We start from the raw sequence: 24,513 nt of genomic DNA, 5'->3' as shown, positions 1-24,513 counted from the left end.
GAGGAACGGACGTGGGGATAGGAATTGTCGTAACTTCCGGTAAAGGCGGCGTGGGTAAGACGACCACTTCCGCCAATTTAGGAACGGCGCTCGCATTGTTGGGACAAAAAGTTTGCATGGTAGATACCGATATTGGCTTGCGCAATCTGGATGTAGTCATGGGACTTGAGAACCGAATTATTTATGATCTGGTAGATGTTGCAGAAGGCGCATGCCGATTGCCGCAAGCTCTGATCAAAGACAAGCGGTTTGACAATCTGGCATTGCTCCCGGCTGCTCAGACCAAGGACAAATCAGCAGTAACTCCTGAGCAGATGGAGGAAATCATTACGCAACTGAAGCGGGAATATGATTATGTCATCATCGATTGCCCTGCGGGTATTGAGCAAGGCTTCCGCAATGCGGTGGCAGGGGCTGATCAAGCAATCGTCGTGACTACACCTGAAAAAGCGGCCGTGCGCGATGCGGATAGGATTATTGGCCTGTTAGAGCGAGAAAAAATCGGAATGCCTAAGCTGGTGATCAACCGCGTTCGCTCCCATATGGTAAAAAATGGCGACATGCTGGATGTAGAAGACATTTTGGATTTGTTAGCCATTGACTTAATTGGTGTAGTGCCGGATGATGATCATATCATTAAATCCGCGAACCAAGGTGAGCCGGCTGTAATGAATCATGAATCACGTGCTTCTATCGCGTATCGGAACGTCGCTCGTCGACTTTTGGGTGAAGCTGTTCCATTGCAACCATTGGAAGAAAAAGCGGGCGTGTTCCACAAAATGCGTAAATTCTTTGGACTAAAATAGGTAATACATGGCTCCCTTCTTTTATAGAGGGGAGTCACGTTTTCTAGGAGGAAACGGATGGACCTGGAAAAACGTCATTTAAAAACCATTGACTGGACCATCATTTTGATTATGGCAGGTCTGGGTGTCTTCAGCTATTTGGGGATTTCCGGCTCTGCGGCAGGTGTAGATAAGGCGCATCAGCAGGTCATTTGGTATGTGATCGGCTTTATTGTGTTAGGTGTGACATTGCTATTTGACTATCGTCTATTCCACAACACGGCCTATGTCTTATATGCACTCGGTCTGATTCTGTTGATCGGGGTATTTCAAACAAAGCCCATTAACAATACGACGAGCTGGTATGACCTTGGCCCTGTGCTGTTTCAGCCTTCTGAACCAATGAAGCTGTTCACGATCATAACGGTGGCCCGCTTCTTGTCCAAGAGGGCAAACGATCAGGATCGGTTTTACTATTTTTATAAGCTGATTCCGGTAATGGCTTTGGTTGGTGTACCACTGCTTTTGATTTTAATTCAGCCCGATTTGGGTACAGCGATGGTTTATACGGGTATGCTTGCCACTATGCTAATCGTTGGTGGTATACGGATGAAGCATGTATTGTATATGGGCGGGCTGGTCGGCAGTTTTTTTGCCGCTATGACACTGTTGTATCAATACAAGCAGGATATCTTTTTCAAGATTATCAAGCCGTATCAGTGGGATCGGATCGTCTTTTGGATGAACCCGGATCTTGAACCGATGGGACGAGGGTTCCAGCTCAAGCAAGCCTTGATTGCTATCGGCTCAGGGCAACTGTTCGGAAAAGGGATTGATACGCCCACACAAGCGAGCTTTGGATGGGTGCCGGTAGGAGAAAGTGATTTTATCTTTACCGTCATTGCAGAAAAGCTGGGCTTTGTCGGAGCGGGCTTGCTGATGATTTTGTTTTTCGTATTGATTTACCGAATGATCCGTATCGCGATGGAGGCAAAAGATCCGTTCGGCTCCTACGTTGTCGCGGGTGTCGTAGGGATGCTTACCTTCCAGATCTTTGAGAATATCGGGATGACAATTCAGTTGATGCCGATTACGGGTATTCCGCTACCGTTCATTAGCTACGGAGGGAGCTCGCTTGTAACCAACTTCCTGATTATTGGTGTGGTCCTCAACATTGGGATGCGTAAGGACAAGTTGCGTTTTGATTAAATAGTTGTTCAAAAAGTCTTCGGTTCTCGCCACTTTCTCGGTGTTGAATAGAAGACTTTTTGAACACTCATGAAATGCGTGACAAATGCAAATACTTATGCTAAAATCATCCTAAGTTAACCATTTTTACAAGTTATAGTGTTTGATTGATTGGTATGGAGTCGTACGTATTGTGAGTGACGTCACCAATTGTCAATCGCAATTCGTATGACTTTTTTTCCTTGACGCAAAAGGCTTATCTGTAAAAAAGAGGTTAACGCTACACTCTTTCGCCTCGTGGGGCGTAATGTTCAGGGAGGTTTTGTTTCATGCAACAAGGTATCGTAAAATGGTTTAACGCAGAAAAAGGATACGGCTTCATCCAAGTTGAGGGTGGCGACGACGTATTCGTACACTACAGCGCAATCCAGTCAGAAGGTTTCAAATCTCTTGACGAAGGTCAAAAGGTTGAGTTCGAAATCGTTCAAGGTAGCCGTGGACCACAAGCTGCTAGCGTAACTAAACTGTAAAAATTGACAGATTCAAAGGCAGTCTCTCATTGGGGAGACTGTCTTTTTTGCGTATTTCCAGCCGATACGCCGGGGCGTTGGAGAAGGACAACGCTCGTCATAAAGCAGGTAGACAAGTCATAGGATGATACTAAAGGCTTGGCCTGCGGAGGGATGGACATGTTTGAAAGAGCAGATCGTGTAAAAGAACGACGGAGGGAGCGTTTGGAGCGAATCCGAACACAGTCGCGAGACAGCTATACTCCGTACGTCGATGATTGGAAAGATCCAATCGAAGAAACGCCAAACCCATTCAATTATTCGCCGCGCGAGAACGATCTGATGGACCAACCACCGTCCCATGAAAAGTGGGGCGTGCAAATTTTAGCATCTGTCTTATTGATTGGTGCTGCTTATGTATTGTTTCAAACAACGCTGATCCCTGCCTCATGGAAAAGCTCCGCGAAGGAAGTCATGACACGGGACTTTAATTTTTCAGGCGTAGCGGACTGGTATGAAGCGAGATTTGGACCGATTCCTACGATGCTTCCTTCGATACCTACCAATCCCCCTGCCGTGCCAGCCACGAGCACGACGAAGGATGCAAGTGCGGTATGGAAGTTCCCGAATAGCTGGAAAGTCGTAAAATCCTATGATCCAGAGAGTGCGAATGTGATCCTGCATACGGGTATGAACGATCAAATCACGATCGGAGAAGCTGGTTGGGTTGCTTTTGTCGGTGAAAAGCCTGATTATGGGACGACAGTGATTGTTCGTCTAACCAAAGGGCGGGAGATATGGCTGGGCAATCTCGATAGTATAGGGGTGACGAAGGACGAGGTCCTTGCACCTGGTAAAGTCATCGGAACCGCTCGGGTTATGGATCAGACATCACGTCATCTGTATGTAGGGGCGAAAGTGAATGAGCAATTTGTAAATCCCCTGGAAGTGATTCCGTTTGAATAGGGGAGGCTGGCTCGACATTCGGTTTCGCATTCACCTGCTATTTTGGGCAGTGATTGGCTTGTCCGTGGTGACAGGCCATTTTTTGGAGGTCATTACCTTGTTTGTCATCGTGCTGATCCATGAATTGGGTCATGTAGCGATGGCGCGTGAGCTCGGATGGACCGTAAAAGAAGTGCAGCTTCTGCCTTTTGGTGGAGTAGCGACGATGGAAGACTCGTATGCTACGGACCCAATGGATGAGATTGTGGTGGCGCTCGCAGGGCCCTTCTTAAATATGGTGATGATGGCTGCCTCGTACTTGTTTTGGTTTATGGGGATTTGGACGGAAGAGTGGGCCCGCTTTTTCTTGGTAAGCAATTTGACGATTGCGATGTTTAACCTGTTGCCAATCTGGCCATTGGATGGCGGGAGAATCTTGTTGGCCGTTCTATGCTGGTTTATGTCGTATAGGCAGGCGACGATGATATCGATGTCCGGAAGTACGCTGTTTGCGGGGATCATGGTGGGGATGTCCAGCCTGGAGTTGAAGTACAACTTAGCAGTAATCGGGATTTATTTATTGACGTTGAACATTCAGGCGTTTTTGCGGTTTCCTTATCAATTTTTTCGCTTCCTGGTGGAAAAATACGACCGGCAGCAAAATGAAGCTGCTGTTCAAGCGATACGCGTGCATCCCGAGGAAACGGTACTGGCTGTCTCGCACAAGCTTCGGCGAGGATGCTCTCATCTTTTCTACGTACAAGGGGCGGGTCTCTTGGCAGAGGAACAGCTCTTGTATGCCCTTTTGTTTGAGCAAAAGCACGACGCTGCAGTGGGCAAGCTCCTTTAGACTTTAGTCCTTAATCAGCAGGAGCGATCCATTCCATCAGCCAGCAATCACGCATGCTTCCTTCGTGCCATTCGTGCAGAGGAAGCTCTTTTACTTTTCGAAAGCCACATTTTTCGTAGCAACGGAGGGCTCGTTCATTCCATGCTTGCGGGTCAATGGCTACTTTTTGAACTCGTTTTTCCGTGTGGAGATAGTGGAGGATGGCTTTAACGAGCTGAGTGCCAATACCGCGATTCCAGTAAATAGGCTCTCCGATGAACTGGTCCATGCCGTAGACAACGTCCTCTTTTGCATACCCATACTGTTGTTTTGCCGGGGCATCGAGCGGATAAAATTGCACATAGCCAATTGGTTTATCCGCGTATATGATCAGGCAGCGGGTCTCACCATCGTCCCCCGGAAAAAAGCTTTGCAGTACGAGGGACTCGTCATGTGGCCGATCGCGACCTTCATAATAGGCCAAAACGCGCTCGTCAGAAAGCCATTTGACTAAATGAACGGAATCGTTGGGGGATAATGTTCTTATTTTAAGATCACCAGTATGAATCATGGTTTATCTCCTTTACCTTGACTTGGTAGCTATGTTAGATTACTTCCTATGAGCCCGGTTATCCTTCTTTTGGGCAACGTTTGCACGGGGAATAAGGAGTGAAGGCAGTGAAGCAAGTAGCAATCAGTGCACAAGGTGGCAGCATCCGCATCGCATTTATGGAAAACGGGAAATTGCAGGAATGGCGTACACAGGATGTGGGGACACACGCAAGCGTTGGTGACATTTATCAAGGACGGATCGCAGATGTGAAGCCTGGTATCCAATCTGCTTTTGTTGATATTGGTACAGGTCAAAATGCTTATTTGTACGTAGATGACACGGTCGGTGTGGAGCCGGGTGGAACAGCGAAACCAAGTATTGCGGAACGTGTTCACGTAGGGCAAAAGGTATTGGTTCAAGTGAGTAAAGAGGCGATGGAAATGAAGGCGCCAAAAATCACGATGCGGATCAGCTTGCAGGGGCGTTACCTGGTGTACCTTCCGACTGAAGAAAGCATTTCACTTTCGCGTAAAATATCCGATGATACCAAACGAAAACGACTGCAACAGGTTATCTCTTCGACAGTAGAGCAAGGGGAAGGCTGCATTCTGCGCACGGAAGCAGCGGAAGCAGAAGAGCAGACACTCATTAGTGAATTGACTTATTTACGAAAACGCTGGAAGGATATGCTGCGAACAGCGGAGGGACTGCGCTCGACCGGGCGGATTTTTCAGGATGCCGAGTTGATTGAGGTAGCGCTCCGAGATGGCTTGGCGAACGGAATGGATGAGGTGTTGGTAGAAGGTGCGGCGACTCATCAGGAGGTAAAAGCGGCGTTGGCAGCTTTTGCTCCGGAAGTACAAGAGAAGCTTCGCTGGTATCAGGGCAAACAGCCGCTCTTTGACTTCTTGGGAGTCGAGGCAGAGTTGATTCGTGCTCGTGATCGACAAGTCCCGCTTAACAGTGGAGGGTCCTTGGTCATTGATAGGACAGAAGCGATGACGGTCATCGATGTAAATACCGGTTCATTCACTGGTGGGGGAGGGCAACAGCGGGAGCAGGCAGTGACGGCGACCAATCTGGAGGCGGTAGCTGAAATTGCCCGGCAGCTGCGGCTGCGAGACATCGGTGGCATCGTGATCATTGATTTCATTGACATGAAAGAGCAGGGCAATAAGGAACGAGTGATCTCGCGATTGAAACAAGAGCTGGCGAAGGACCCTGTGCCTTCGACTGTTCTCGGGATGACGTCGCTCGGATTAGTCGAGATGACGCGAAAAAGAGTTCGTGCGAGCCTGATGGAGCGGTTGACGGAGCCATGTGAGGCATGCAAGGGTCGAGGGAGAGTTTGGCGAGTAGACGAGCTGTTCCGGCGCTTGTACGCCGAAGTCACCGCTTTGGCAAAGAGCCAAGATGCAGAGGCTGTTCTCGTGGACATGCCACCAAGAGTGTTGGATATGATAGACGAGTGGGAAAAAGCAGAAGCAATTACATGGCCTGTCCAGATCTATAAGCGGCTGGTCCCTTCTATGAGTCCAGACAATTTTCAAATTGGATACGTCGGAAATCGGGCAGAGGCACAGCGATTACAATCGAAATAACTTGACTGGGCTATTGTAGCTATGATAACCTAATGGTTGTCATGCAGATATGCCTCGTGCATACTGTAACCGCACGAATCAGGTACATAAGCCGTCGCTTGTCGACGCACCTGTAAAGGCGAGTCTGAGTATAGGAGGTGCACACAGTGTACGCAATTATCGAAACCGGTGGAAAGCAATACAAAGTTGAAGAGGGAGCAGTTCTCTTCATCGAGAAATTGGCTGGCAACGAAGGAGACGTTGTTACTTTTGACAAAGTTCTCTTCGTAAGCAAAGACGGCAAAGTTACTGCAGGAGCTCCTACAGTAGCTGGTGCAACGGTAACTGGTAAAGTAGAAAAACACGGTAAAGCTGCAAAAATTATCGTGTACAAATACAAAGCCAAGAAAAACTACCGTCGCAAGCAAGGTCACCGTCAACCATTCACCAAAGTTGTGATCGAGAAGATCAACGCTTAATTGGTGACTTGTTATGATTGAAGTGATCGTGAGCCGTGCGCAGCACGGTATCCATGAAATTAGTATTTCCGGACATGCCAATGCGGGTGCCTATGGGGCAGACATCGTTTGTTCTGCTGTATCAGGCATCAGCTTTGGTATATTAAACGCCATCCAACCTTTGACCGGCATCACTCCTGATGTCGCTGTCGCACAAGAAGGCGGTGGGTTCTTGAAGTGGAGTCTTTCTTCTTCAGAGGATGAGACTGCACGCGAGAAACAACAGCTTTTGGCAGAGAGCATGGTAATTGCTCTTTTGTCAGTTGAGGCGAATTACGGTAAATACGTAAAAGTAAATGATCGTAAATGGCAGGGAGGTGTCTGATATGAACATGCTGTTTAACTTGGACCTTCAGTTTTTCGCATCGAAAAAAGGGGTAGGTTCCACAAAGAACGGTCGCGATTCCATTTCCAAACGTCTGGGCGTGAAACGTGGCGACGGGCAATTCGTTACTGCTGGTAACATTCTCGTTCGTCAACGCGGAACTAAGATTTACCCAGGTGCGAACGTAATGAAAGGCGGAGACGACACTCTGTTTGCAACTGCAGATGGTGTTGTTCGTTTCAAGCGTCTGGGCCGTGATCGCAAACAAGTTGTGATCGAGCCAGTTGCTTCCGAAGCGTAAATATTTGTTAAGAAAAACCCAGCGATATAGCTGGGTTTTCTTTTTGTCCGGCTCTTTTTTAACGAGCAGGAATTTAAAAATTCCGGAGCGCATAAAAACTTCCAGTAAAACGCGGTCGCTCTTCTATGATTTTGCCTCGAAAGAGGTTTTTTTATGGTACAATAGATGGGAAAGATATTCTTATCGACTTGGGTGAATGTGATGGGGGACGAGCGGAGGCTGTTTACGCATCAGACAGACCAACTGCTGACCGTTCTGAACAGGCAGCGGCATGACTGGTTGAACCATGTTCAGGTTCTGCTCGGCTATTTGCATTTGAACCGTACTGAACAAGGAGAGGCCCATTTGAAGCGCATCGCACAGATGGCGATGCAGGAATCGATGGTGGCCCGATTGAATAGCTCCTTGTTGTCCGTCTTCTTCTTGACATTTAACGCACTGAACAATGAATTGCTTTTAGAAGTAGACGTGTGCAATCATGTGGATCTCACGCGAGTAGTTTTGAACGAGCAAGACTTGTTTCAGTTGGTGTCAGAGATATTATGCACAGTGAACGATCATGTAGACCAGAGTGGATACGAAGCAGCCAGCATGCAAGTGAGCTTGCAGATGGATGAGCATGGCGTTCATTTTCGTTTTGACCTGGCCGGTGTACTTCGTGCATCGGGAATGGAAGAATTGGAAAAGCTGATACGTAAAAGCGAACAGAGTACGGTGGAGGTCACCGAGTGGATACATACGGAAGAAGAATGGGTCCTGAAATTGGTGGTTCCATTCGCGGAATGAAAGAGGTGACACCATGTTTGTCGATCAGGTAAAAGTATATGTAAAAGGCGGGGACGGTGGTAATGGAGCCGTCTCCTTTCGCCGGGAGAAGTACGTACCGCTGGGTGGTCCAGCGGGTGGAGATGGTGGTCAAGGTGGAGATGTCGTATTTGTCGTGGATGAAGGTCTGCGTACACTGGTAGATTTCCGCTATCAACGACATTTCAAAGCACCTCGCGGAGAGCATGGCCGAAACAAATCTCAGCACGGAGCAGGCGCGGAAGATATGGTCGTGCGCGTGCCACCGGGAACAACTGTCATTGATGATGATACCAAAGAAGTAATTGCCGATCTCGTGGAGCAAGGACAACGTGCTGTGATCGCAAAAGGCGGACGTGGTGGACGAGGCAATATTCGTTTTGCCAACTCTTCGAATCCAGCTCCACACATCTCGGAGAACGGTGAGCCAGGTCAAGAGCGTTACATTGTCATGGAGCTCAAACTGATTGCAGATGTGGGCTTGGTTGGTTATCCGAGTGTAGGAAAATCCACGCTGCTGTCCAGTGTAACAGCTGCGAAGCCAAAAATTGCGGCGTACCACTTTACGACGCTGACACCGAACCTGGGTGTAGTGGATTTGGGGGAGCAGAGCTTCGTCATGGCTGACTTGCCAGGATTGATTGAAGGCGCGCATGAAGGTGTAGGCCTTGGTCATCAATTCCTGCGTCACGTAGAGCGTACACGCTTGATCGTCCACGTGATTGACATGGCAGCGGTTGATGGACGCGATCCATACGAGGATTATTTGCAGATCAACCGAGAGCTGACGATGTATAACCTCAAGCTCGAAGATCGTCCGCAAATTGTAGTCGCGAACAAAATGGAATTGCCAGAAGCAGAGGAAAACCTGCGTATTTTCAAGGAAAAAGCTCCAGATGTGAAGGTGTACGAAATCTCTGCTGCAACCCGTCAAGGCGTACAAGAACTGATGTATGCGATCGGGGATACCTTGGCGACGATTCCGGACAAGCCTGCTGTAGAGGAAGTTGCGGAAGTGGAAGAGCGCGTGGTCTTCCGAGCAGAAAAAGAACCAGAGGCATTCGAGATTACGCGTGATAATGATGTGTTTGTCGTCAGCGGTGAAAAGATCGAGAAACTCGTACGCATGACGAATTTGAACAGCTATGATGCAGCCCAGCGTTTTGCAAGACAAATGCGCAGTATGGGTGTAGATGATGCTCTGCGCAAGCTGGGAGCAAAAGACGGGGATACCGTTCGGATCGGCAAATTAGAGTTTGACTTTGTGGAGTGACAAAAACCATGATTGATATCCCATCACTGAACCCATTTTTGGGGGATAAACGACTCCAACGCGGTGCGACGCTACCGCTAATCATCTCCAAGCAGGTGAAGACACCTGTCCAAGTTTTGGTTGAACATGCAAAGGGCAGTTATCTCGTCGTTTCGTATGAGATGAAGCCTGAAACAAAAGCAGAGCTTCTCGGATCAACTGTGCGAATTCGTTGGGAGACGGATGCGGCAGTGAACACTATTGATTTGGAAGTAGTTTCGGAGCAAACGCTTTGGCCGATCAAGCTTTTAGGGATGATTCCGATTAGTGTAGGGGTAGAAATTACACAAAAGCGCAAGCAGGATCCCATCTCCCCAGATCTCGGTATTTCTGTCCCTTACAAGGTGATGGGAGCTAGACCGATCGAAGAAAAAGGCGAGGCAGTGTTGCTGAAATTCTCTCCAACCCGTCTTGTTTTGGGAACGGACGGTTATGTGTCAAAGGGCGATTTTCTCCATTTGTCTTTCAAGATACCGAAGCAAGCGCAGGAGATCGTCATGATGGCGAAAATCGTGGAAAAAACGTTCCAGGACAAGCAATCAATCATTGAATTAATCTTTACGGATATCAATGAGAAGCACCATGAAATCATCAAAGATTACTATAAAATGCTCTCAACTACCGCTTCTTCCTAAGGAAGCGGTTTTTTTCCTTTGATGTTCCTGTGAAGAAGGTATATAGTAGTGTACATAGAGTTCTAAATCGAGCCTGTTCACTTTATGATTTGTTGTGTACGCTTTCCTGAATAAATACTTGTGAAATCATTCACTTTTGATTATTCGAATCCGTTGTTTGCTTTACTTTGTGAAAAATGTTACAAATAATTTTTAACCGGATTTTCAGGGAGAATAGCGGCCGTTACTCGTTTGAACAGGCATCGAGAATGAAAGGCCTCTATTCCAAAGCAAAGGAGGACGTTTTTTTTATGTCTCAAACAACTACGCAACAAGCTCAAGCTGCTGCAGAAGTAGCAAGCACTGCTACTCTGGCGCCAGCGCAGCAACAAGATGTACTCGATCAGCTGATGAAACCAGAAATCCAAGAGTCACTGAACGTATTGGTGGCGAATCTGCCTAAATTGGCGGAACTGACAACTCTTTTGACCAAAACGTATGATTTGGTACAAACGGTAGCAAATGATCATGTTTTGATCGACGACATCAAAGGCGGAATGGAAGAGTTCGTAAAACCGATCTCTGATAAAGCAAAGGGTATTGCCCAAGCAGCCATTGAAGCCAATGACCGTGTTCACGTAGAAGAGTCTACGATCGGTTTGTTCGGTATTCTCAAAATGCTCAAAGATCCGCAAGTACAAAAAACATTGCGTTTCGCACAAGCATTCTTGGAAGTAACAGCAGAACGTCAACAACAAAAACGCTAGTTTTTTTATTATGGAATGGAAGACAAGGACGGAGGATTGGGCATGGCGAAGCATATTCTGATTCTAGGCGGCGGTTATGGCGGTTTGCTCAGCGCATTGACTGCACGTAAATACATGACGGCTGAAGAAGCGTCGATCACGGTGGTAAACCGTTTTCCTACTCACCAAATCATTACGGAACTGCACCGCTTGGCAGTAGGAAACCTGTCTGAACAAAACGTAGCGCTCCCTCTGGAAAGATTGCTGCGTGGCAAAGAGATTAACCTCGTAGTAGACACGGTAGAAAATATTGGTCTCGATTCCCAACGCGTAACACTGGCGAGCGGCGAGTCCATCAAATACGATGCTTTAGTTATTGCGCTGGGTAGTGAAACCGCATTCTTCGGAATCCCGGGCCTGCAAGAGTACAGCTTTACACTGAAGTCTGTAGAAGAAGCAAATCGTCTGCGTGCGCACCTCGAAGAGCGCGTGATTGAATATAAGACGAGCAAAAATAAAGCAGATGTTACCTTCGTTGTAGGCGGTGGCGGTCTGACAGGTATCGAGCTTGTTGGGGAATTCGCTGATATGTTGCCAAATCTGTGCCACAAACATGGAGTAGACTTTGCAGACGTGTCCATCTACTGCGTAGAGGCAGGTCCATCCATTTTGGCTGGTTTTGCTCCTGACCTGGTTGAGCGTGCGAAAACGAGCCTGGAAAAACGTGGCGTTCAATTCCTGACAGGCGTACCTGTAACGGAAATGAAGGAAACCACAGTTTGCCTGAAAGATGGCGGTACCATTGAAACCAAAACAATGGTATGGACTGGTGGCGTACAAGGCAATCGCGTAGTAGCTGAGTGCGGCGTGGAAGTAAACCGCGGGCGTGCAACTGTAACAGAATTCCTGCAATCCACTTCTCACCCTGATGTATTCCTTGCAGGTGACAGCGCGGTTGTAATGGGGCCAGAAGGTCGTCCATTCCCTCCGACTGCCCAACTGGCATGGCAAATGGGTGAAGTAGTAGGTCACAATCTCTTCGCGCACTTCAACGGCACCAAAATGGATACCTTCAAACCGGTATTCTCCGGTACACTGGGTAGCCTGGGCCGTAAAGACGCAATCGGAACAATCGGTGCAAGCCAACTGAAGCTCAAAGGCTTGCCAGCAACCTTGATGAAAGAAGCGAGTAACGTTCGTTACTTGACTCATATCAACGGTCTGTCCTCTTTGGCATACTAATCGAATCAGGAAAACCCGGGATTAAAATGTCCCGGGTTTTTTGTGTTTGTTTATCCGTTTCCGCTGGGATCTTCAATCACGTTTGGGGATTGGGCCATCTTTTTGCCCCGCATGTCATTGCCAAACTGATCGAGACTGCTTGGCTTACCTGCTGGGTGATTGTTACGACGCTCCGATTTATCTGACTTTCCACGTCCGGCCATTTGCCTTTCACCTCCTCCATACGATACGCATTATTGTGCGCGAAGAAGCCTCCCCTCATGTAATCAAAGTAAACCAAATATGATCCGATGAAAAAAAGTGACGGATAAGGATTGTCACATGAGATGCTTTCCGTTATAATGTCCTCTATGAAGAAACAACTGTTTTTCTCAGGAGGACACAACGCATGAAAAAGGAAGAAAAATTCTACTTGATTCGATCTGACATCCTGCCAGAATCGATTGCCAAAACGATTGAAGCCAAGAAGATGCTGGAATCTGGCGAAGTGGATACCGTGAATGAAGCGGTTGAACGGGTAGGATTGAGCCGAAGTGCTTTTTATAAGTACAAAGATGGCATTTTTCCGTTCAATGCGATGATGAGCGAAAAAATTATGACGTTTACTTTCTCTTTGGATCACATGTCAGGTTACTTGTCCAAAGTGCTCACATATGTAGCAGATCAAGGTGGAAACGTTTTGACCATCAATCAGACGATTCCACTTCAAGGGATTGCTACCATATCCATGTCAGTCGATATGGCTAATCTTCGCGTATCTAGCACGGAGTTTTTGGATGGCTTGCAGCTGATCCCGGGCGTTCGCAAAGCGATGATCGTCGGTAGAGGCTAAGTAAAAAACAATCAAAGAAAAGGCAGGGGAGAGAGACATGGAGAAGCAGAGCATTAAATTGGGGTTAATGGGTTTTGGAACAGTCGGGACTGGTGTCGTACGCATTATCCAAGCCCATCAGGAGGATTTACAAAAGCAAACTGGCCTCAGTATTGAGGTTTCCCGTATTCTAGTTCAGGATGCGGAAAAATCTCGTAATATTCCATCCATGGAGAGCGCGCTGACCACTGATCCTGCTAGCCTTTTGGATGATCCAGAAATTGAAGTCATCGTAGAAGTGATTGGCGGCATTCACCCTGCAAAGGAATACATTTTGGGTGCACTCGAACGAGGCAAGCACGTAGTAACAGCCAACAAAGATCTGATGGCGTTGCACGGAGCCGAAATTTTAGAGAAAGCGCAAGAAAAGGGCTGTGACGTTTTCTACGAGGCGAGTGTGGCAGGTGGAATACCGATCTTGCGTGCGTTAGTAGAAGGGTTCTCCTCAGACCGTATCGAGAAAATGATGGGGATTGTCAACGGAACGACCAATTACATCATGACCAAAATGAGCAAAGAGGGCGCAGAATACAGCGAGGTATTGAAAGAAGCGCAAGCACTGGGCTATGCGGAGCAGGACCCAACCTCCGACGTGGAAGGCTTTGATGCCGCCCGCAAAATGGCGATTCTGGCAACGCTGGGCTTCCGTGTACCGATGAAGCTCGAAGATGTAGACGTAAAAGGGATCAGTTCCGTGAGCAAGGAAGATATCGCCTATGGCAAGCAACTGGGTTATGAAATCAAACTGCTCGGACTGGCTCGTCGTGACGAAGAGGCGATTGAGGTAAGTGTGCAGCCGACTCTGGTTCCGAAATCTCATCCACTCGCTTCCGTAAATGGTGTCTTTAATGCCGTGTACGTACATGGGGAAGCGGTAGGGGAAACCATGTTTTACGGGCCGGGCGCAGGTGAATTACCGACTGCTACCGCCGTTGTGTCTGACCTGGTCACTGTCGTCAAAAACAGAAAGCTAGGAGTGAATGGACGCGGAATGGTTGCTCCATACAAAGAAAAAGTGCTGAAAGAAGACAGCGAAAAATTCTCTAAATACTTCCTGCGCATCGTAGTTGCAGATAAACGCGGTGTTCTTGCTCAAATTACGCAGCTGTTGGCTGACAAAAATATTTCCCTCGAGCAGGTCATCCAGCAACCGTTCAACAACGGACGTGAAGCGGAGATAATCATGATTACACACCTGTCCTCAAAAAGTGACATGGATGCGGTACTGGCTTACATGGAACAGATGGATATCGTATCAACTGTGCAGAGCTGCTACCGTGTAGAAGGGGGAGACAAATAATGGGTTCTAATCGACAGTCTGGCATTCTGGCACGTTACAGGGAATTTCTCCCGATCACAGAAAAAACTCCGCTGGTCAGCTTGCATGAAGGAAATACACCCCTGATCCATGCTCCGAACCTGTCCAAACAATTGGGGGTAGAGCTGTACGTCAAGTACGAGGGGCTCAATCCGACCGGCTCTTTCAAAGATAGAGGCATGGTCATGGCTGTAGCCAAAGCGGTAGAAGAGGGAAGCAACACTATCATGTGTGCTTCGACAGGGAATACATCAGCAGCAGCTGCGGCGTATGCGGCACGCTCAGGTTTGCGTTGCATCGTCCTGATCCCGAACGGCAATATCGCACTGGGCAAGCTGGCACAGGCCATCGCTTATGGTGCAGAAGTCATCGCGATTGACGGTAATTTTGATGAAGCGCTCGATATCGTTCGCGAAATTACAGCGAAAGAGCCGATTACACTCGTGAATTCCGTGAACCCTTACCGGATCGAAGGACAAAAGACTGCGGCATTTGAAGTGTGCGATGCGCTGACGGACGCACCTGACATTTTGGCTATTCCGGTTGGTAACGCAGGTAACATTACAGCATACTGGAAGGGCTTCGAGGAATATTTCGCAGCCAAAAAATCGAGTCGCTTACCAAAGATGTACGGATTCCAGGCAGCAGGAGCAGCGCCGCTGGTTCATGGAGAACCCGTAGCCAACCCGGAAACGATTGCGACAGCGATTCGCATTGGCAACCCGGCGAGCAAGGATGGCGCTTTGAATGCCATTTCGAAATCAAGTGGTCTTGTCGATAGTGTAACTGACGAAGAGATTTTGCATGCCTATCATTTGCTGGCGAAGAGTGAAGGCGTGTTTTGTGAGCCTGCCTCGGCAGCATCGCTGGCTGGTATTATCAAGCTGCATGAGGCTGGAAGGCTTCAACCTGGCAGCCAGATCGTGTGCGTGTTGACTGGAAACGGACTAAAAGATCCAAATATTGCTTTGAAGCTGGTAGGTGAAGAGCCGCGTTCAGTTCCGGCGACACATGAGGCTGTGATGGAGCTGGTTCGTCAAAGTGGGAGAGAATTTGTATCATGAATGGACGGCGTGTAAAAGTAACCATACCGGCATCGACAGCGAATCTGGGACCGGGATTCGATGCGCTGGGAATGGCCTTCCAGTTGTATTCTGTTGTAGAAATGGAAATCAGTGATCATACGACAGTAGAGATGATGGGCAAGGAGCTGCAAGGAACACCGACGGACAAAAACAATCTTCTGTACAAAGTTGCGGCGGGATTGTTTCAAGAAGCTGGTCTCGCCATTCCTGAGCTCGCGATCCGTGCTTCCAGTGATGCCCCCCTGACAAGAGGATTGGGGAGCAGTGCGGCTGCGATTGTAGGTGCACTCGTAGCGGCCAACCATCTCGCTGGAGAACCGTTTACGCGTGAGCAATTGTTTGAAAAGGCAACCCGCCTGGAAGGGCATCCGGATAATGCCGGAGCTTCGATGTTTGGTGGTATTATTGTTGCAACAATGCCGGAAGTACCAGGAGACCCCGTTCCTTATGTGCGATTTTCTGCCCCGGCGGGATTGCAAACTCTCGTCGTGATCCCAGAATTCATGCTCTCGACAGAAAAAGCGCGGAACGTCTTGCCACAGGTGTACAGCAAAGAGGATGTTGTATATAATGTGGGTCATAGTAGTTTGCTAGTTGCTGCACTGGCACAAGGCAGACTCGACCTGATGGGACGGGCAATGTCGGATCGGCTGCATCAGCCGTATCGAGCAAAGCTTGTACCTGGCTTGAACGAAATCCTGGACAAAGCGACTGAACACGGGGCACTCGGGGCTGCTTTGAGCGGCGCTGGACCGACGATCCTCTGTTTCTTCTCTTCGGATGAAGAATTAGAGAAGCTGCGTGCATTTGTGGACAGAGTGATGAAAGGGCACGACATCTCGTACCGCGTGATGATCTTGCAACCGGACGAAAATGGCGTACAGGTAGAAATCCATCAGAGATAGACCATAGTGGATAGGAGTAGCCATGGAGAAGAAACTTGCTTTTCTAGGACCGCGTGGAACGTTTACCGAAGAAGCAGCGCGTATCTTGTCGCTCGGACAAAAGCTATCTTTCGTTCCGTACCCAAGTATTATTGAAGTACTAGACGCTGTTTCCAAAAAGGAAGTGGCATACGGTGTCGTACCGATGGAAAACTCCATTGAAGGAACGGTCAATTCTACACTGGATTGGCTCATTCACGAAGTAGATTTGCCTATTTTGGCGGAGCTTGCACTGCCCATTACGCAAAACTTGCTGGTGGCAAAACGAGAGCATCCATTGCCATTGTCCGCGATTACGAGAGTGCTGTCACATCCTCAAGCGATTGCGCAAAGTCACAACTTTTTGCGTGAGAATTTGCCAGAAGCAGCGATCGAAACGGTAAACAGTACGGCATTGGCTGCAAAATTGGTGAGTGAGCATCCAGAAGAGCCGTGGGCTGCTGTAGGTACTCGATTAAATGTAGAGATCTATCCATTGGAGTTTGCGCGTGAACAAATTCAAGATTATTCGAATAACTACACGCGATTTGTTCTCGTCGGTCTGGAAAGTCTTGATCTGCCGGTTTCCCGCAAGGAAAAGACGACGATACTGGTCACGCTGCCAGAAGATTTCCCGGGAGCATTGTATCAAGTGCTTGCTGCTTTTGCGTGGAGAAAGGTCAACTTGTCTCGCATCGAATCACGTCCGACGAAGAAAGCGCTCGGAAGCTATTATTTTGTCATCGACATTGAGCAGAAGATGGACGACGTCTTGTTGCCAGGGGCGTTTGCGGAGATTGAAGCCATTGGCTGTCAAGTTCGTCAGCTCGGGACATATCCATTTTATATGCATCAGACCAATTCCTAGAGGGATTGGTTTTTTCTTTTTCTGCTCCCTCCCAACAAAGGAATGGCGTCAAGGAGCAAAACGCCCATGACTGCATACGATGTTAGGGAGTTTGGTGCAAGGGAGGAGAAAAACATTGAGAATACACATCGTCCAAAAAGGCGATACGATGTGGAAGATCGCCAAAAGATATGGCGTCGATTACAAAGAACTGTTACGCCTTAATAGTCAATTAAAAACTCCCGATACAATTTATCCTGGAGCGAGAATCAAGATTCCGGCGAAACAAGTTCCTATCCGACCATCGCAAAGAACGACACCCCCGCATCCAATGAGTGAGGCGGCCCCTTATGTGAAAGAAAGACCGATTACGGAAGAGGAAGAGATGGAGGTACCGCAAGAAATTGAAAGGCGGCCAATTGAGCCGGAAGAATCAGGAGAAGTGGAAATCGAATCCAGGGAGGAGACCAGACCTACTCTACCGCCGGCTCCCATTCCTACGAGACCACCCAAAGAGATGCCTAGACCTCCCAAAGAAATGCCAAGACCACCAGTTCCTTCTGTGTCCCCAGAGGTAGTCAGGCCAACGGCACCACCAACATTGCCACCTCCACCACCAACACAGCCGATTCCAAAGCCAACGGAGCCGATCGAAAAACCAATCGAGAAGCCAAGTGAAAAACCGATTGAGAAACCGATTGAGAAACCAACACCGTATAAACCACCGAACATTTCAGGGAATCCAGATGTGCAGCCTCCGGTTCCGCCTGTGCCCATACGCCCACTTATACCGACTCCACCTCCAACCAGAGTGAGCCCGTATATTTATCCACCGGCGATTCCACCGAATCAAAATGTGCCCTACATTCCATATAGACCACCGACTCAGGTCTTGCCCTTACAGCCTACACGACCGCCAGCAAATATATGCCCACCTTGCCCACAGCCGAATTATCCGCAACCACGGGTAAGTCCATTGCAACCGATGCAGCCAAACTACCCACCGCCACGGGTAAGTCCATTGCAACCGATGCAGCCAAACTACCCACCGCCACGAGTAAGTCCATTGCAACCGATGCAGCCAAACTACCCACCGCCACGAGTAAGTCCATTGCAACCGATGCAACCAAACTATCCACCACGGGTAAGTCCGTTGCAACCAATGCAGCCAAACTATCCACCTCCAAGGGTGAGTCCGTTACGGCCGCAGAAGCCGTCTTCAAAGGTGAGCCCACAACAGCAGCACAAGCCACCTTCAAAAGTAAGCCCGCAACAGAAGCTGAAGCCATCGACGAGGGTAAGTCCGGAGCAAGAGCGCAGGCCAATGCCACAGGTGCGTCCATTCCCGCCATTCCCACCGTCGTTCATGCCACCATTCCCACCATTTCCGCCTTGCCCACCGTGGATTAGCCCGTTTGTACCAAATCGACCGATTGTAAGTCCAGAACAAATTCGACCAATCAATCCATTTCCAATCTTCCCACCACACATCAGACCGATGCCGTTTCCTTATCCATGCCCACCACCATTTCCACCCATGCCTTTAAAGCGGCCACGAGCGAAGAAGCCTGTGTGCCCGGAACCAGTTGAGTCATCATCATGTGAGTGTTCTTCTGAAGTCCGGGAGTACAGAGGCCGAAAAGGCAAGTACAATCGTTCTCCACAGGGGATTCACAATAACATGATGTTCCCGCCTTCTCCGTGTATGGCTTCCATGCCTGAACAAGGGGTTTGGCCGAACTGGGGAGATGGGCATGAAGAATCCTCTTCTTACTGAGAGGGTATGGGATGAACAAAGGAATCTTATCTACCATTGAAAAGGCTTTTCGCTGTCAAATCTACGGGGTGAAGCCGAAGCGAAACGTCAACCTGTTAAAAACAGACCGGGGGCATTGGATACTCAAAGGATATAAGCAGGTCGAAAAAGCTGTGTGGGTGACAGAGTTAGCAGATGCACTACATCAGAAGGGCTTTCATCATACGGTGCAATATGTGGCGAATCAGGAAGGGACCAAAATTTTTGCATTTGAAGACCGCCATTACACCGTTATGAAAATGATTGATGGGCATGAAGCAGATAACGCTTCGCTTTTCGATGTTAAAAAAACAGCAGAGACATTGGCACGTTTTCATGTCGCAGCTCAGGGTTTTCCTATTGCTCATTCCTATGCGTATGAAGGAAAACCGGCTCTTTTAGATAAATGGGAGAGCCGCTTGGAATACTTTGAGCGTTTGATGTGGTCGATTGAACAGAAGGGACCCCAGAGCAAACTGGAGCAACTCATTTCCCAACAGGCAGATCATGTCCTTCGGGATGGCAAGGAGCTGCTGGAATCTGCCTACAAACTGCCTCTGACACCAGAAATGTTTTTAGCCATGGAGAGGGGGACGCTCGCGCACAGAGACGTGGCGAGTCATAACTTTTTGCTTACGGAGCGAGGCAATTGCTATTTGATTGACCTTGATACAGTAGGTCATGATCTTCAGCTTGTTGACCTTGTACAATTGATGTCGCGGATGCTATTGATGCAAGAGTACCGCATGGATTCCTTTGTGGAAGCGATGGAAGCCTATAGTAATGTCAACTATTTATCTGATACGCAGATTTGGGCTGTTCATCAATTGCTTCGTTATCCGGATAATTTCTTGCGGGAGGTAACGGGCTTGTATAGTCAGCGCCCAGGTTACCACATGCGGGGGGTCATGCAGCTGATCCAGATGGAAGGCAAAGTGATGGCGAATCGCCAACGCTTCTTAAACGACGGAGAACGAATTTTCTCGCGCTCTCCGTGGGGGCATTACCATTTTGTTGGATAGTCGGATAAAATAAAACATCCCTCTCGTAAGAGGGATGTTTGTGTTGTTGGCAAGCTTACTTGGAAGCAGGCTTGGACAAATCAATCGAGAATTTCGCAAATCCGGATTCCAATACGTTGATGAACTTGATATTGGACAATTTTTCAGCGAATGGTTTCGCGTCAGGAGAAGAAGTGAAGGTAACATTCAGCTTCGCATCTACTGGAGCAAAAGACCAGTTGTTGTCTGCTGCTGGGTCGATATTTTTTTGGTTCAGGATGTAGTCGATTACGATTTGACGGTTTTCATCTGGAGAATCGATTACGATGTTTTTGCCATCCAGACCCGGGAACGCACCGCCGCCGCTTGCACGGTAGTTGTTGGTTACGACGATGAATTTGTCTTCAGGTTTTACTGGTTTGCCGTTATAAGACAGGTTTTTGATGCGGTTTGCATCTTTGTTTGCTACTTTTCCATCTACAGCGTATTTGGATGGCTGTGTAACATCGATTTGATAAGTAACACCGTCGATGACATCAAAGTTGTACGTTGGGAAAGACTCGTTGATGAGTGGTTGCTCATCTGTTTTCTTCGCATCGATTTGGTTGAACTGTCCAGCGGAGCGCTCCAACCATTCTTTCACCGTAGCTCCATCAACCAGAACCGCTTTCAGTGTGTTCGGGTAGATGTACAGGTCAGATACGTTTTTGATGGCGATTGTACCAGCTGGGATATTGGAGTAGTAGCTTACTCCGTTGCGGCCGCCTGCTTTAAATGGTGCACCAGCAGACAGAACTGGAATGCCTTCGTATTCTGTACCCTTCACGTTTTTCTCAACGAACCATTTTTGTGCATTGGTTACGATTTGGATAGATGGGTCATCTTGTACGAGTGCAAAGTAGCTGAAGATCGGGGAAGATGTTTTCCCTACAGCGGAGCGAACCCATTCAACCGTTTTATCGTGATCTTCTTTTACTGCTTCTACGATAGCTTTGTCTGCGTCAGCCAAGGATGCTTTGTTTGCTTTGTCATAGATCGGAACTACTTTTGTAGCAGAATCAGCCACTTTCCATTTTCCGTTTTCTTGTTTCAGCGTAAGGTCGATCACGCCGAGGTGGTTACCCCAGAAGCCAGGCATAACGGCTGGTTTACCGTTGAGCGTTCCTTTTTCTGCATCAATGCCTGGAATTTTATCGAATCCAGGGCCTGGGAATACGGAGTGGGAGTGTCCGAACAGAATCGCATCGATGCCATCTACTTTGCTCAGCTGGTAGCTAGCGTTCTCCAATTGAGGACCACCCTCGATAGGGCCAATTCCGGAGTGAGGAACTGCGATGATGATATCCGCACCTTTTTTCTTCATTTCAGGTACGAATTTGTTGGCAGTTTCCACGATGTCCTTCGCGATTACTTTTCCTTCCAGGTTAGCCTTGTCCCATTGCATAATTTGTGGCGGAACAAAACCGATTACACCTACTTTGAGTTTTACATCTTTGCCGTTCTCATCTTTAAAAGTACGCTCCAGGATTTCGTAAGGAGTGAACATGTTTTTGTCATTGTCAGGGTTTTTGTCCTTGTCGTCTACATAGACGTTGGAGTTTATGTAAGGGAATTTCGCACCTTTCAAGCTGGTGTCCAAGAACTCCAAACCAAAGTTGAACTCGTGGTTACCAATATTGGCAACATCATAGTCCATCAGGTTCATTGCTTTGTAAGCAGGGTGAGTATCTCCAGCTTTCAACGGGTCGATTTTTGCCACGTAGTCGCCCAATGGGTTTCCTTGCAACAAGTCACCGTTGTCGATCAGGATGCTGTTTTTCGCTTCTTCTCTTGCTTTTTTGACCAATGTCGCTGTTTTTGCGAGGCCAAACTCGTCTGTGTTTTTGTCTTGGTAGTAGTCATAGTTAACGATGTTGGTGTGGATATCTGTCGTTTCCAGCAGGCGAAGCTTGAGGACAGAACCTGTTTGCGCGCTTACAGGAGTAAGAGGAAAAGAGAGTGCGCCAACAACCAAAGAAGTGCTGAGGAGAAAAGCGGTCAGCATTTTTTTGTTCGTTTTTTTCATGTTTGAAATGACCTCCATAAGTTTACAATAATGCCAAGCAAAAATAGTTTATCATTAGATTCAAAGGCTGGATAGATGGCGAGATGAAATAGTATATTAATTTTTTGTATTGACAAAAATAAAAAAATATAACGTCAATCCCTCTTTAGTCGCGTATGTCCCTGTTTCTTTGTGGCAATGATAGGAAGAAAAGCCTATGAAGAAGGGGTTCTAAGTGACTGAGAACAAAAAGTGGATGGTATACGCGACGTGGGGTGTAGCTTTAGCTACAGGCGTCGTAGTCGGTATCCTGTTCGTGGGTAATGACGGAAACGATTCAAGTCTTGCGCGCTTACTAAACCATACAGGCAATGCAGATGTAGTTGCGAGTCCGTCGTACGAGTTGGTTTTAGCTCGCCATTATTTGTGCGGGGTGCGAGATGAAGAGCATGTATCCGTTCGTACCAATCAACTGGCAGACGTCATGGGCAATTATAGTGGATGGGAAATTGTACAAGCAGAACCTGTCAAGTTGACCTTAATGAAGCGAGAGCAGGATATTGCGCCAGCGTGCAAAGAGAATGGACATATCGGAATAGCTGCGGACGGCATGCTTACCCTGTTTCATGGTCTGCCTGCTGAACAAGATGTCGTGCAAACTTTTTATCGAATCGATACTGCGAAAATGGAAGCGAGTCTGCCAAAAGAGGAATGGGAGAATCTGAAACGAGGGATTCGCATTCGGAATTTGGCAGAGTATAACAGTGTATTGTCCACCTATGGCGAATACCAATGGAGTGGCCAATGAAAACAGGTGGACCAAAAGAAACCCCTTTCGAGCCTTTCGTGTAACAAACACGGATTGTACTGGAAAGGGATTTTTATTTTCATTGCTATGGATTCAGTTCAACCCCTATGATTTGCCAGCGTTCCCCCGGGACTTCGCGGCGCAAAAGAAACTTCCATGTTCGTCGGAAATTCCCGCCTTCACGGGCGATGTACGCGAGTCGAACAGGAACCTCTATCAAGAGAGGACCACGTTCGTCTGAGGGGATGACAATTTCAGAGGTTCGCACAGACTCGATCGCGGACAGTCCTTTTGGAAGTGTGAAGCCATCTGTTGTCATTCGCATCGCATGAGTGTCATGTTCATGCAAAGCGGTGAGGAAGTAGCCGACCAATTCTTCAGGAGACGCCCCTTTTAGTGTAGTGGCAAGTGCTCCCGAGGCTTTGAGAATCATCATGCTGTGACTAGGATCGGGTTCTGAGCGTCGATGGGTAGAACTGCCAAAAAAGTGGATGCAAAAATGCCCCGGGAATTCATTTCCTTTAATCGCACCAGCACCATGAGGCATTCCGTGCATGGATGCTGCAAAATAAGTACCGTCTACCTCTACCAGAATGGCTCTGCGCTTCCATGACCATTTTCCCTGATAAATGTTTTTCATAATTTGTGTATCCTTGCGCGTCAAGGGTTGAACATCGGCATGGCGACTACCTGCTCTGCGCTGGACATCAAAACGTAGTCCTGTTTCTAAATCAATTACGGTGCCGAACTCCATCCGCTTTAACGTTTTTTTCACCTGCTCCCAAGGAATGGCTTGTGCAAAATGGACTGCTTCTACTGACTTGACCATTTCTTCGATCCGCTGGCGAACATCGTGTGCCAACACATAACGACGAGGCATTTTTTTTTCATAAAGCTGGCCGTCGTGATCATATACATACGTTCGTTTTTTTACGGTCAATGTAGCACGTACCCAGTGCGGGTTATAGGAGGCGACTTCGGTAGCAGAACTCAATATCCGCTTCGTAAATTGTTTTTGATCACGGAAAGACATGGTTGTTTGGAAGGAGGAATCGGGTGACACTGAAACGGTGACCGTGATGTCATTCTTGACTTTGGCAAGCGTAGAGTGCGGCATGGATAGCGCGATTGCGAAAAAGCATATACAAAAAATAAGGACTTTGCTGCGCAAGAACCAACACCTCCACAACTTATCGTTTCAACAATAGGTTTGGCTCATGTGGCGTAAATCTTGGTATCATAACGCCCTTGCGCTTACGCCATACTGATTTCATACGGTGATCGAAGGAGGAGTCTTTAGACCATGTCTACCATGCCTAGAGGTAGCTACAAAGACCAGTTCCATCAGCGTTTGTACGTTCAGTTGAACCAAGGACACAACAAGCTCAATTACCAACAGATCAACAAGATCAAAGAGCACATGCAGAGTGGTGTAGACGAATATGCCCACATGCAGCATGATGTGTCGGATTCACTCGGAATGAACAGACACTAACAGACGCCGTATAACCCGTTCCTTTTATAGGGAGCGGGTTTTTATATATTTTGAACTTGGATACAAAATGGAAAT

28 protein-coding genes, 1 pseudogene and 1 other annotated feature are annotated in these 24,513 nt (G+C 47.9%); of the genes and pseudogenes, 24 read left to right on the top strand and 5 right to left on the bottom strand.

The window, feature by feature from the left end; translation table 11 throughout:
* The first annotated feature begins 11 nt into the window (after positions 1–11).
* The 5 genes from minD (at position 12) to M3630_RS05710 (ending at position 4,277) form a co-directional block, all read left to right on the top strand.
* Positions 12–806 (top strand): septum site-determining protein MinD, encoded by a 795-nt coding sequence (gene minD, locus M3630_RS05730; RefSeq protein WP_048032107.1) that lies wholly within the window; start codon positions 12–14, stop codon positions 804–806.
* Between the two features lie 57 nt (positions 807–863).
* Complete coding sequence (gene rodA, locus M3630_RS05725) at positions 864–1,994, top strand: rod shape-determining protein RodA (protein ID WP_173608476.1); 1,131 nt, start codon at positions 864–866, stop codon at positions 1,992–1,994.
* A 308-nt stretch (positions 1,995–2,302) separates the two neighbouring features.
* Positions 2,303–2,503 carry a cold-shock protein gene (locus M3630_RS05720; RefSeq protein ID WP_005832370.1) on the top strand — a complete coding sequence of 67 codons (201 nt, stop codon included), beginning with the start codon at positions 2,303–2,305 and terminating at the stop codon, positions 2,501–2,503.
* 159 nt (positions 2,504–2,662) lie between these two features.
* The gene (locus M3630_RS05715) at positions 2,663–3,448 is read left to right on the top strand and encodes a M23 family metallopeptidase (RefSeq protein WP_251251512.1); all 786 of its coding nucleotides are present in this window, start codon (positions 2,663–2,665) and stop codon (positions 3,446–3,448) included.
* On the top strand, positions 3,441–4,277 hold the full coding sequence (locus M3630_RS05710) for a M50 family metallopeptidase (RefSeq protein ID WP_251251511.1): 837 nt from the start codon (positions 3,441–3,443) through the stop codon (positions 4,275–4,277). Before M3630_RS05715 ends, M3630_RS05710 begins: the two co-directional genes overlap by 8 nt.
* 10 nt (positions 4,278–4,287) lie before the next feature.
* Here the strand turns inward: M3630_RS05710 and aac(6')-35 are convergent, their stop codons facing one another.
* Positions 4,288–4,827, bottom strand: a complete 540-nt coding sequence (gene aac(6')-35, locus M3630_RS05705; RefSeq protein WP_251251510.1) for an aminoglycoside 6'-N-acetyltransferase AAC(6')-35 — start codon at positions 4,825–4,827, stop codon at positions 4,288–4,290.
* A 107-nt stretch (positions 4,828–4,934) separates the two neighbouring features.
* On the opposite strand from aac(6')-35, the gene M3630_RS05700 reads away from it, so the two are divergent.
* The 9 genes from M3630_RS05700 to M3630_RS05660 all read left to right on the top strand — a co-directional run bounded on the left by M3630_RS05700 (position 4,935) and on the right by M3630_RS05660 (position 12,251).
* Positions 4,935–6,410 carry an Rne/Rng family ribonuclease gene (locus M3630_RS05700; protein WP_251251509.1) on the top strand — a complete coding sequence of 492 codons (1,476 nt, stop codon included), beginning with the start codon at positions 4,935–4,937 and terminating at the stop codon, positions 6,408–6,410.
* Between the two features lie 57 nt (positions 6,411–6,467).
* Positions 6,468–6,546, top strand: a sequence feature (ribosomal protein L21 leader region).
* Between the two features lie 10 nt (positions 6,547–6,556).
* On the top strand, positions 6,557–6,868 hold the full coding sequence (rplU, locus tag M3630_RS05695) for a 50S ribosomal protein L21 (protein WP_047072807.1): 312 nt from the start codon (positions 6,557–6,559) through the stop codon (positions 6,866–6,868).
* Between the two features lie 13 nt (positions 6,869–6,881).
* Positions 6,882–7,232, top strand: coding sequence for a ribosomal-processing cysteine protease Prp (locus M3630_RS05690; protein WP_173608471.1), 351 nt, complete (start codon positions 6,882–6,884; stop codon positions 7,230–7,232).
* Positions 7,233–7,239: 7 nt separating this feature from the next.
* Complete coding sequence (gene rpmA / locus M3630_RS05685) at positions 7,240–7,533, top strand: 50S ribosomal protein L27 (RefSeq protein ID WP_005832382.1); 294 nt, start codon at positions 7,240–7,242, stop codon at positions 7,531–7,533.
* A gap of 201 nt (positions 7,534–7,734) precedes the next feature.
* Entirely contained in the window at positions 7,735–8,319 is a 585-nt protein-coding gene (locus tag M3630_RS05680) for a Spo0B C-terminal domain-containing protein (RefSeq protein ID WP_251251508.1), read from the top strand.
* 13 nt (positions 8,320–8,332) lie between these two features.
* Positions 8,333–9,610 carry a GTPase ObgE gene (gene obgE, locus M3630_RS05675; RefSeq protein WP_173608469.1) on the top strand — a complete coding sequence of 426 codons (1,278 nt, stop codon included), beginning with the start codon at positions 8,333–8,335 and terminating at the stop codon, positions 9,608–9,610.
* 8 nt (positions 9,611–9,618) lie between these two features.
* Complete coding sequence (locus tag M3630_RS05670; RefSeq protein WP_251251507.1) at positions 9,619–10,284, top strand: PilZ domain-containing protein; 666 nt, start codon at positions 9,619–9,621, stop codon at positions 10,282–10,284.
* Positions 10,285–10,574: 290 nt separating this feature from the next.
* On the top strand, positions 10,575–11,030 hold the full coding sequence (locus M3630_RS05665) for a helical membrane plugin domain-containing protein (RefSeq protein WP_047072800.1): 456 nt from the start codon (positions 10,575–10,577) through the stop codon (positions 11,028–11,030).
* Between the two features lie 42 nt (positions 11,031–11,072).
* Positions 11,073–12,251 (top strand): NAD(P)/FAD-dependent oxidoreductase, encoded by a 1,179-nt coding sequence (locus M3630_RS05660; RefSeq protein WP_221869300.1) that lies wholly within the window; start codon positions 11,073–11,075, stop codon positions 12,249–12,251.
* Between the two features lie 50 nt (positions 12,252–12,301).
* Here M3630_RS05660 and M3630_RS05655 read toward each other — a convergent pair whose 3' ends face one another.
* Complete coding sequence (locus M3630_RS05655) at positions 12,302–12,454, bottom strand: hypothetical protein (RefSeq protein ID WP_164724500.1); 153 nt, start codon at positions 12,452–12,454, stop codon at positions 12,302–12,304.
* A gap of 185 nt (positions 12,455–12,639) precedes the next feature.
* Between M3630_RS05655 and M3630_RS05650 the strand changes: the two genes are divergently transcribed.
* The 6 genes and pseudogenes from M3630_RS05650 to M3630_RS31120 all read left to right on the top strand — a co-directional run.
* Complete coding sequence (locus M3630_RS05650) at positions 12,640–13,083, top strand: ACT domain-containing protein (protein ID WP_012685570.1); 444 nt, start codon at positions 12,640–12,642, stop codon at positions 13,081–13,083.
* Between the two features lie 37 nt (positions 13,084–13,120).
* Positions 13,121–14,422 carry a homoserine dehydrogenase gene (locus M3630_RS05645; RefSeq protein WP_173608466.1) on the top strand — a complete coding sequence of 434 codons (1,302 nt, stop codon included), beginning with the start codon at positions 13,121–13,123 and terminating at the stop codon, positions 14,420–14,422.
* Positions 14,422–15,504 carry a threonine synthase gene (gene thrC, locus M3630_RS05640; RefSeq protein ID WP_173608465.1) on the top strand — a complete coding sequence of 361 codons (1,083 nt, stop codon included), beginning with the start codon at positions 14,422–14,424 and terminating at the stop codon, positions 15,502–15,504. Before M3630_RS05645 ends, thrC begins: the two co-directional genes overlap by 1 nt.
* Positions 15,501–16,430: a homoserine kinase gene (thrB, locus tag M3630_RS05635; RefSeq protein WP_173608464.1), complete on the top strand. Its 930-nt coding sequence runs from the start codon at positions 15,501–15,503 to the stop codon at positions 16,428–16,430. The genes thrC and thrB overlap by 4 nt, the downstream gene beginning before the upstream one ends.
* A 22-nt stretch (positions 16,431–16,452) precedes the next feature.
* A complete protein-coding gene (pheA, locus tag M3630_RS05630; RefSeq protein ID WP_251251506.1) occupies positions 16,453–17,316 on the top strand; it encodes a prephenate dehydratase in 864 nt (287 codons plus the stop codon).
* Between the two features lie 79 nt (positions 17,317–17,395).
* Positions 17,396–17,518: pseudogene (locus tag M3630_RS31120) on the top strand (LysM peptidoglycan-binding domain-containing protein); the annotation flags it as partial.
* 125 nt (positions 17,519–17,643) lie between these two features.
* Here the strand turns inward: M3630_RS31120 and M3630_RS05620 are convergent.
* Positions 17,644–18,072, bottom strand: coding sequence for a hypothetical protein (locus M3630_RS05620; RefSeq protein WP_251251505.1), 429 nt, complete (start codon positions 18,070–18,072; stop codon positions 17,644–17,646).
* A gap of 159 nt (positions 18,073–18,231) precedes the next feature.
* Between M3630_RS05620 and M3630_RS05615 the strand changes: the two genes are divergently transcribed.
* Both M3630_RS05615 and M3630_RS05610 read left to right on the top strand, forming a co-directional pair.
* Positions 18,232–18,705, top strand: a complete 474-nt coding sequence (locus M3630_RS05615) for a hypothetical protein (RefSeq protein WP_251251504.1) — start codon at positions 18,232–18,234, stop codon at positions 18,703–18,705.
* 378 nt (positions 18,706–19,083) lie between these two features.
* Positions 19,084–20,112 carry a phosphotransferase gene (locus tag M3630_RS05610; protein WP_251251503.1) on the top strand — a complete coding sequence of 343 codons (1,029 nt, stop codon included), beginning with the start codon at positions 19,084–19,086 and terminating at the stop codon, positions 20,110–20,112.
* Positions 20,113–20,167: 55 nt separating this feature from the next.
* Here M3630_RS05610 and M3630_RS05605 read toward each other — a convergent pair whose 3' ends face one another.
* Complete coding sequence (locus M3630_RS05605; protein WP_251251502.1) at positions 20,168–22,156, bottom strand: bifunctional 2',3'-cyclic-nucleotide 2'-phosphodiesterase/3'-nucleotidase; 1,989 nt, start codon at positions 22,154–22,156, stop codon at positions 20,168–20,170.
* Between the two features lie 214 nt (positions 22,157–22,370).
* On the opposite strand from M3630_RS05605, the gene M3630_RS05600 reads away from it, so the two are divergent.
* Positions 22,371–22,943, top strand: coding sequence for a BofC C-terminal domain-containing protein (locus M3630_RS05600; protein ID WP_173608460.1), 573 nt, complete (start codon positions 22,371–22,373; stop codon positions 22,941–22,943).
* 85 nt (positions 22,944–23,028) lie between these two features.
* Here the strand turns inward: M3630_RS05600 and M3630_RS05595 are convergent, their stop codons facing one another.
* Complete coding sequence (locus M3630_RS05595; protein WP_251251501.1) at positions 23,029–24,114, bottom strand: hypothetical protein; 1,086 nt, start codon at positions 24,112–24,114, stop codon at positions 23,029–23,031.
* Between the two features lie 132 nt (positions 24,115–24,246).
* On the opposite strand from M3630_RS05595, the gene M3630_RS05590 reads away from it, so the two are divergent.
* On the top strand, positions 24,247–24,438 hold the full coding sequence (locus M3630_RS05590) for a hypothetical protein (protein ID WP_173608458.1): 192 nt from the start codon (positions 24,247–24,249) through the stop codon (positions 24,436–24,438).
* The last annotated feature ends 75 nt before the right edge of the window (positions 24,439–24,513 follow it).

The sequence above is a fragment of the Brevibacillus sp. MER 51 genome (assembly GCF_023714195.1).
Classification (GTDB): Bacteria; Bacillota; Bacilli; order Brevibacillales; family Brevibacillaceae; genus Brevibacillus.
This window is presented reverse-complemented; position numbering and strand designations above follow the sequence as displayed.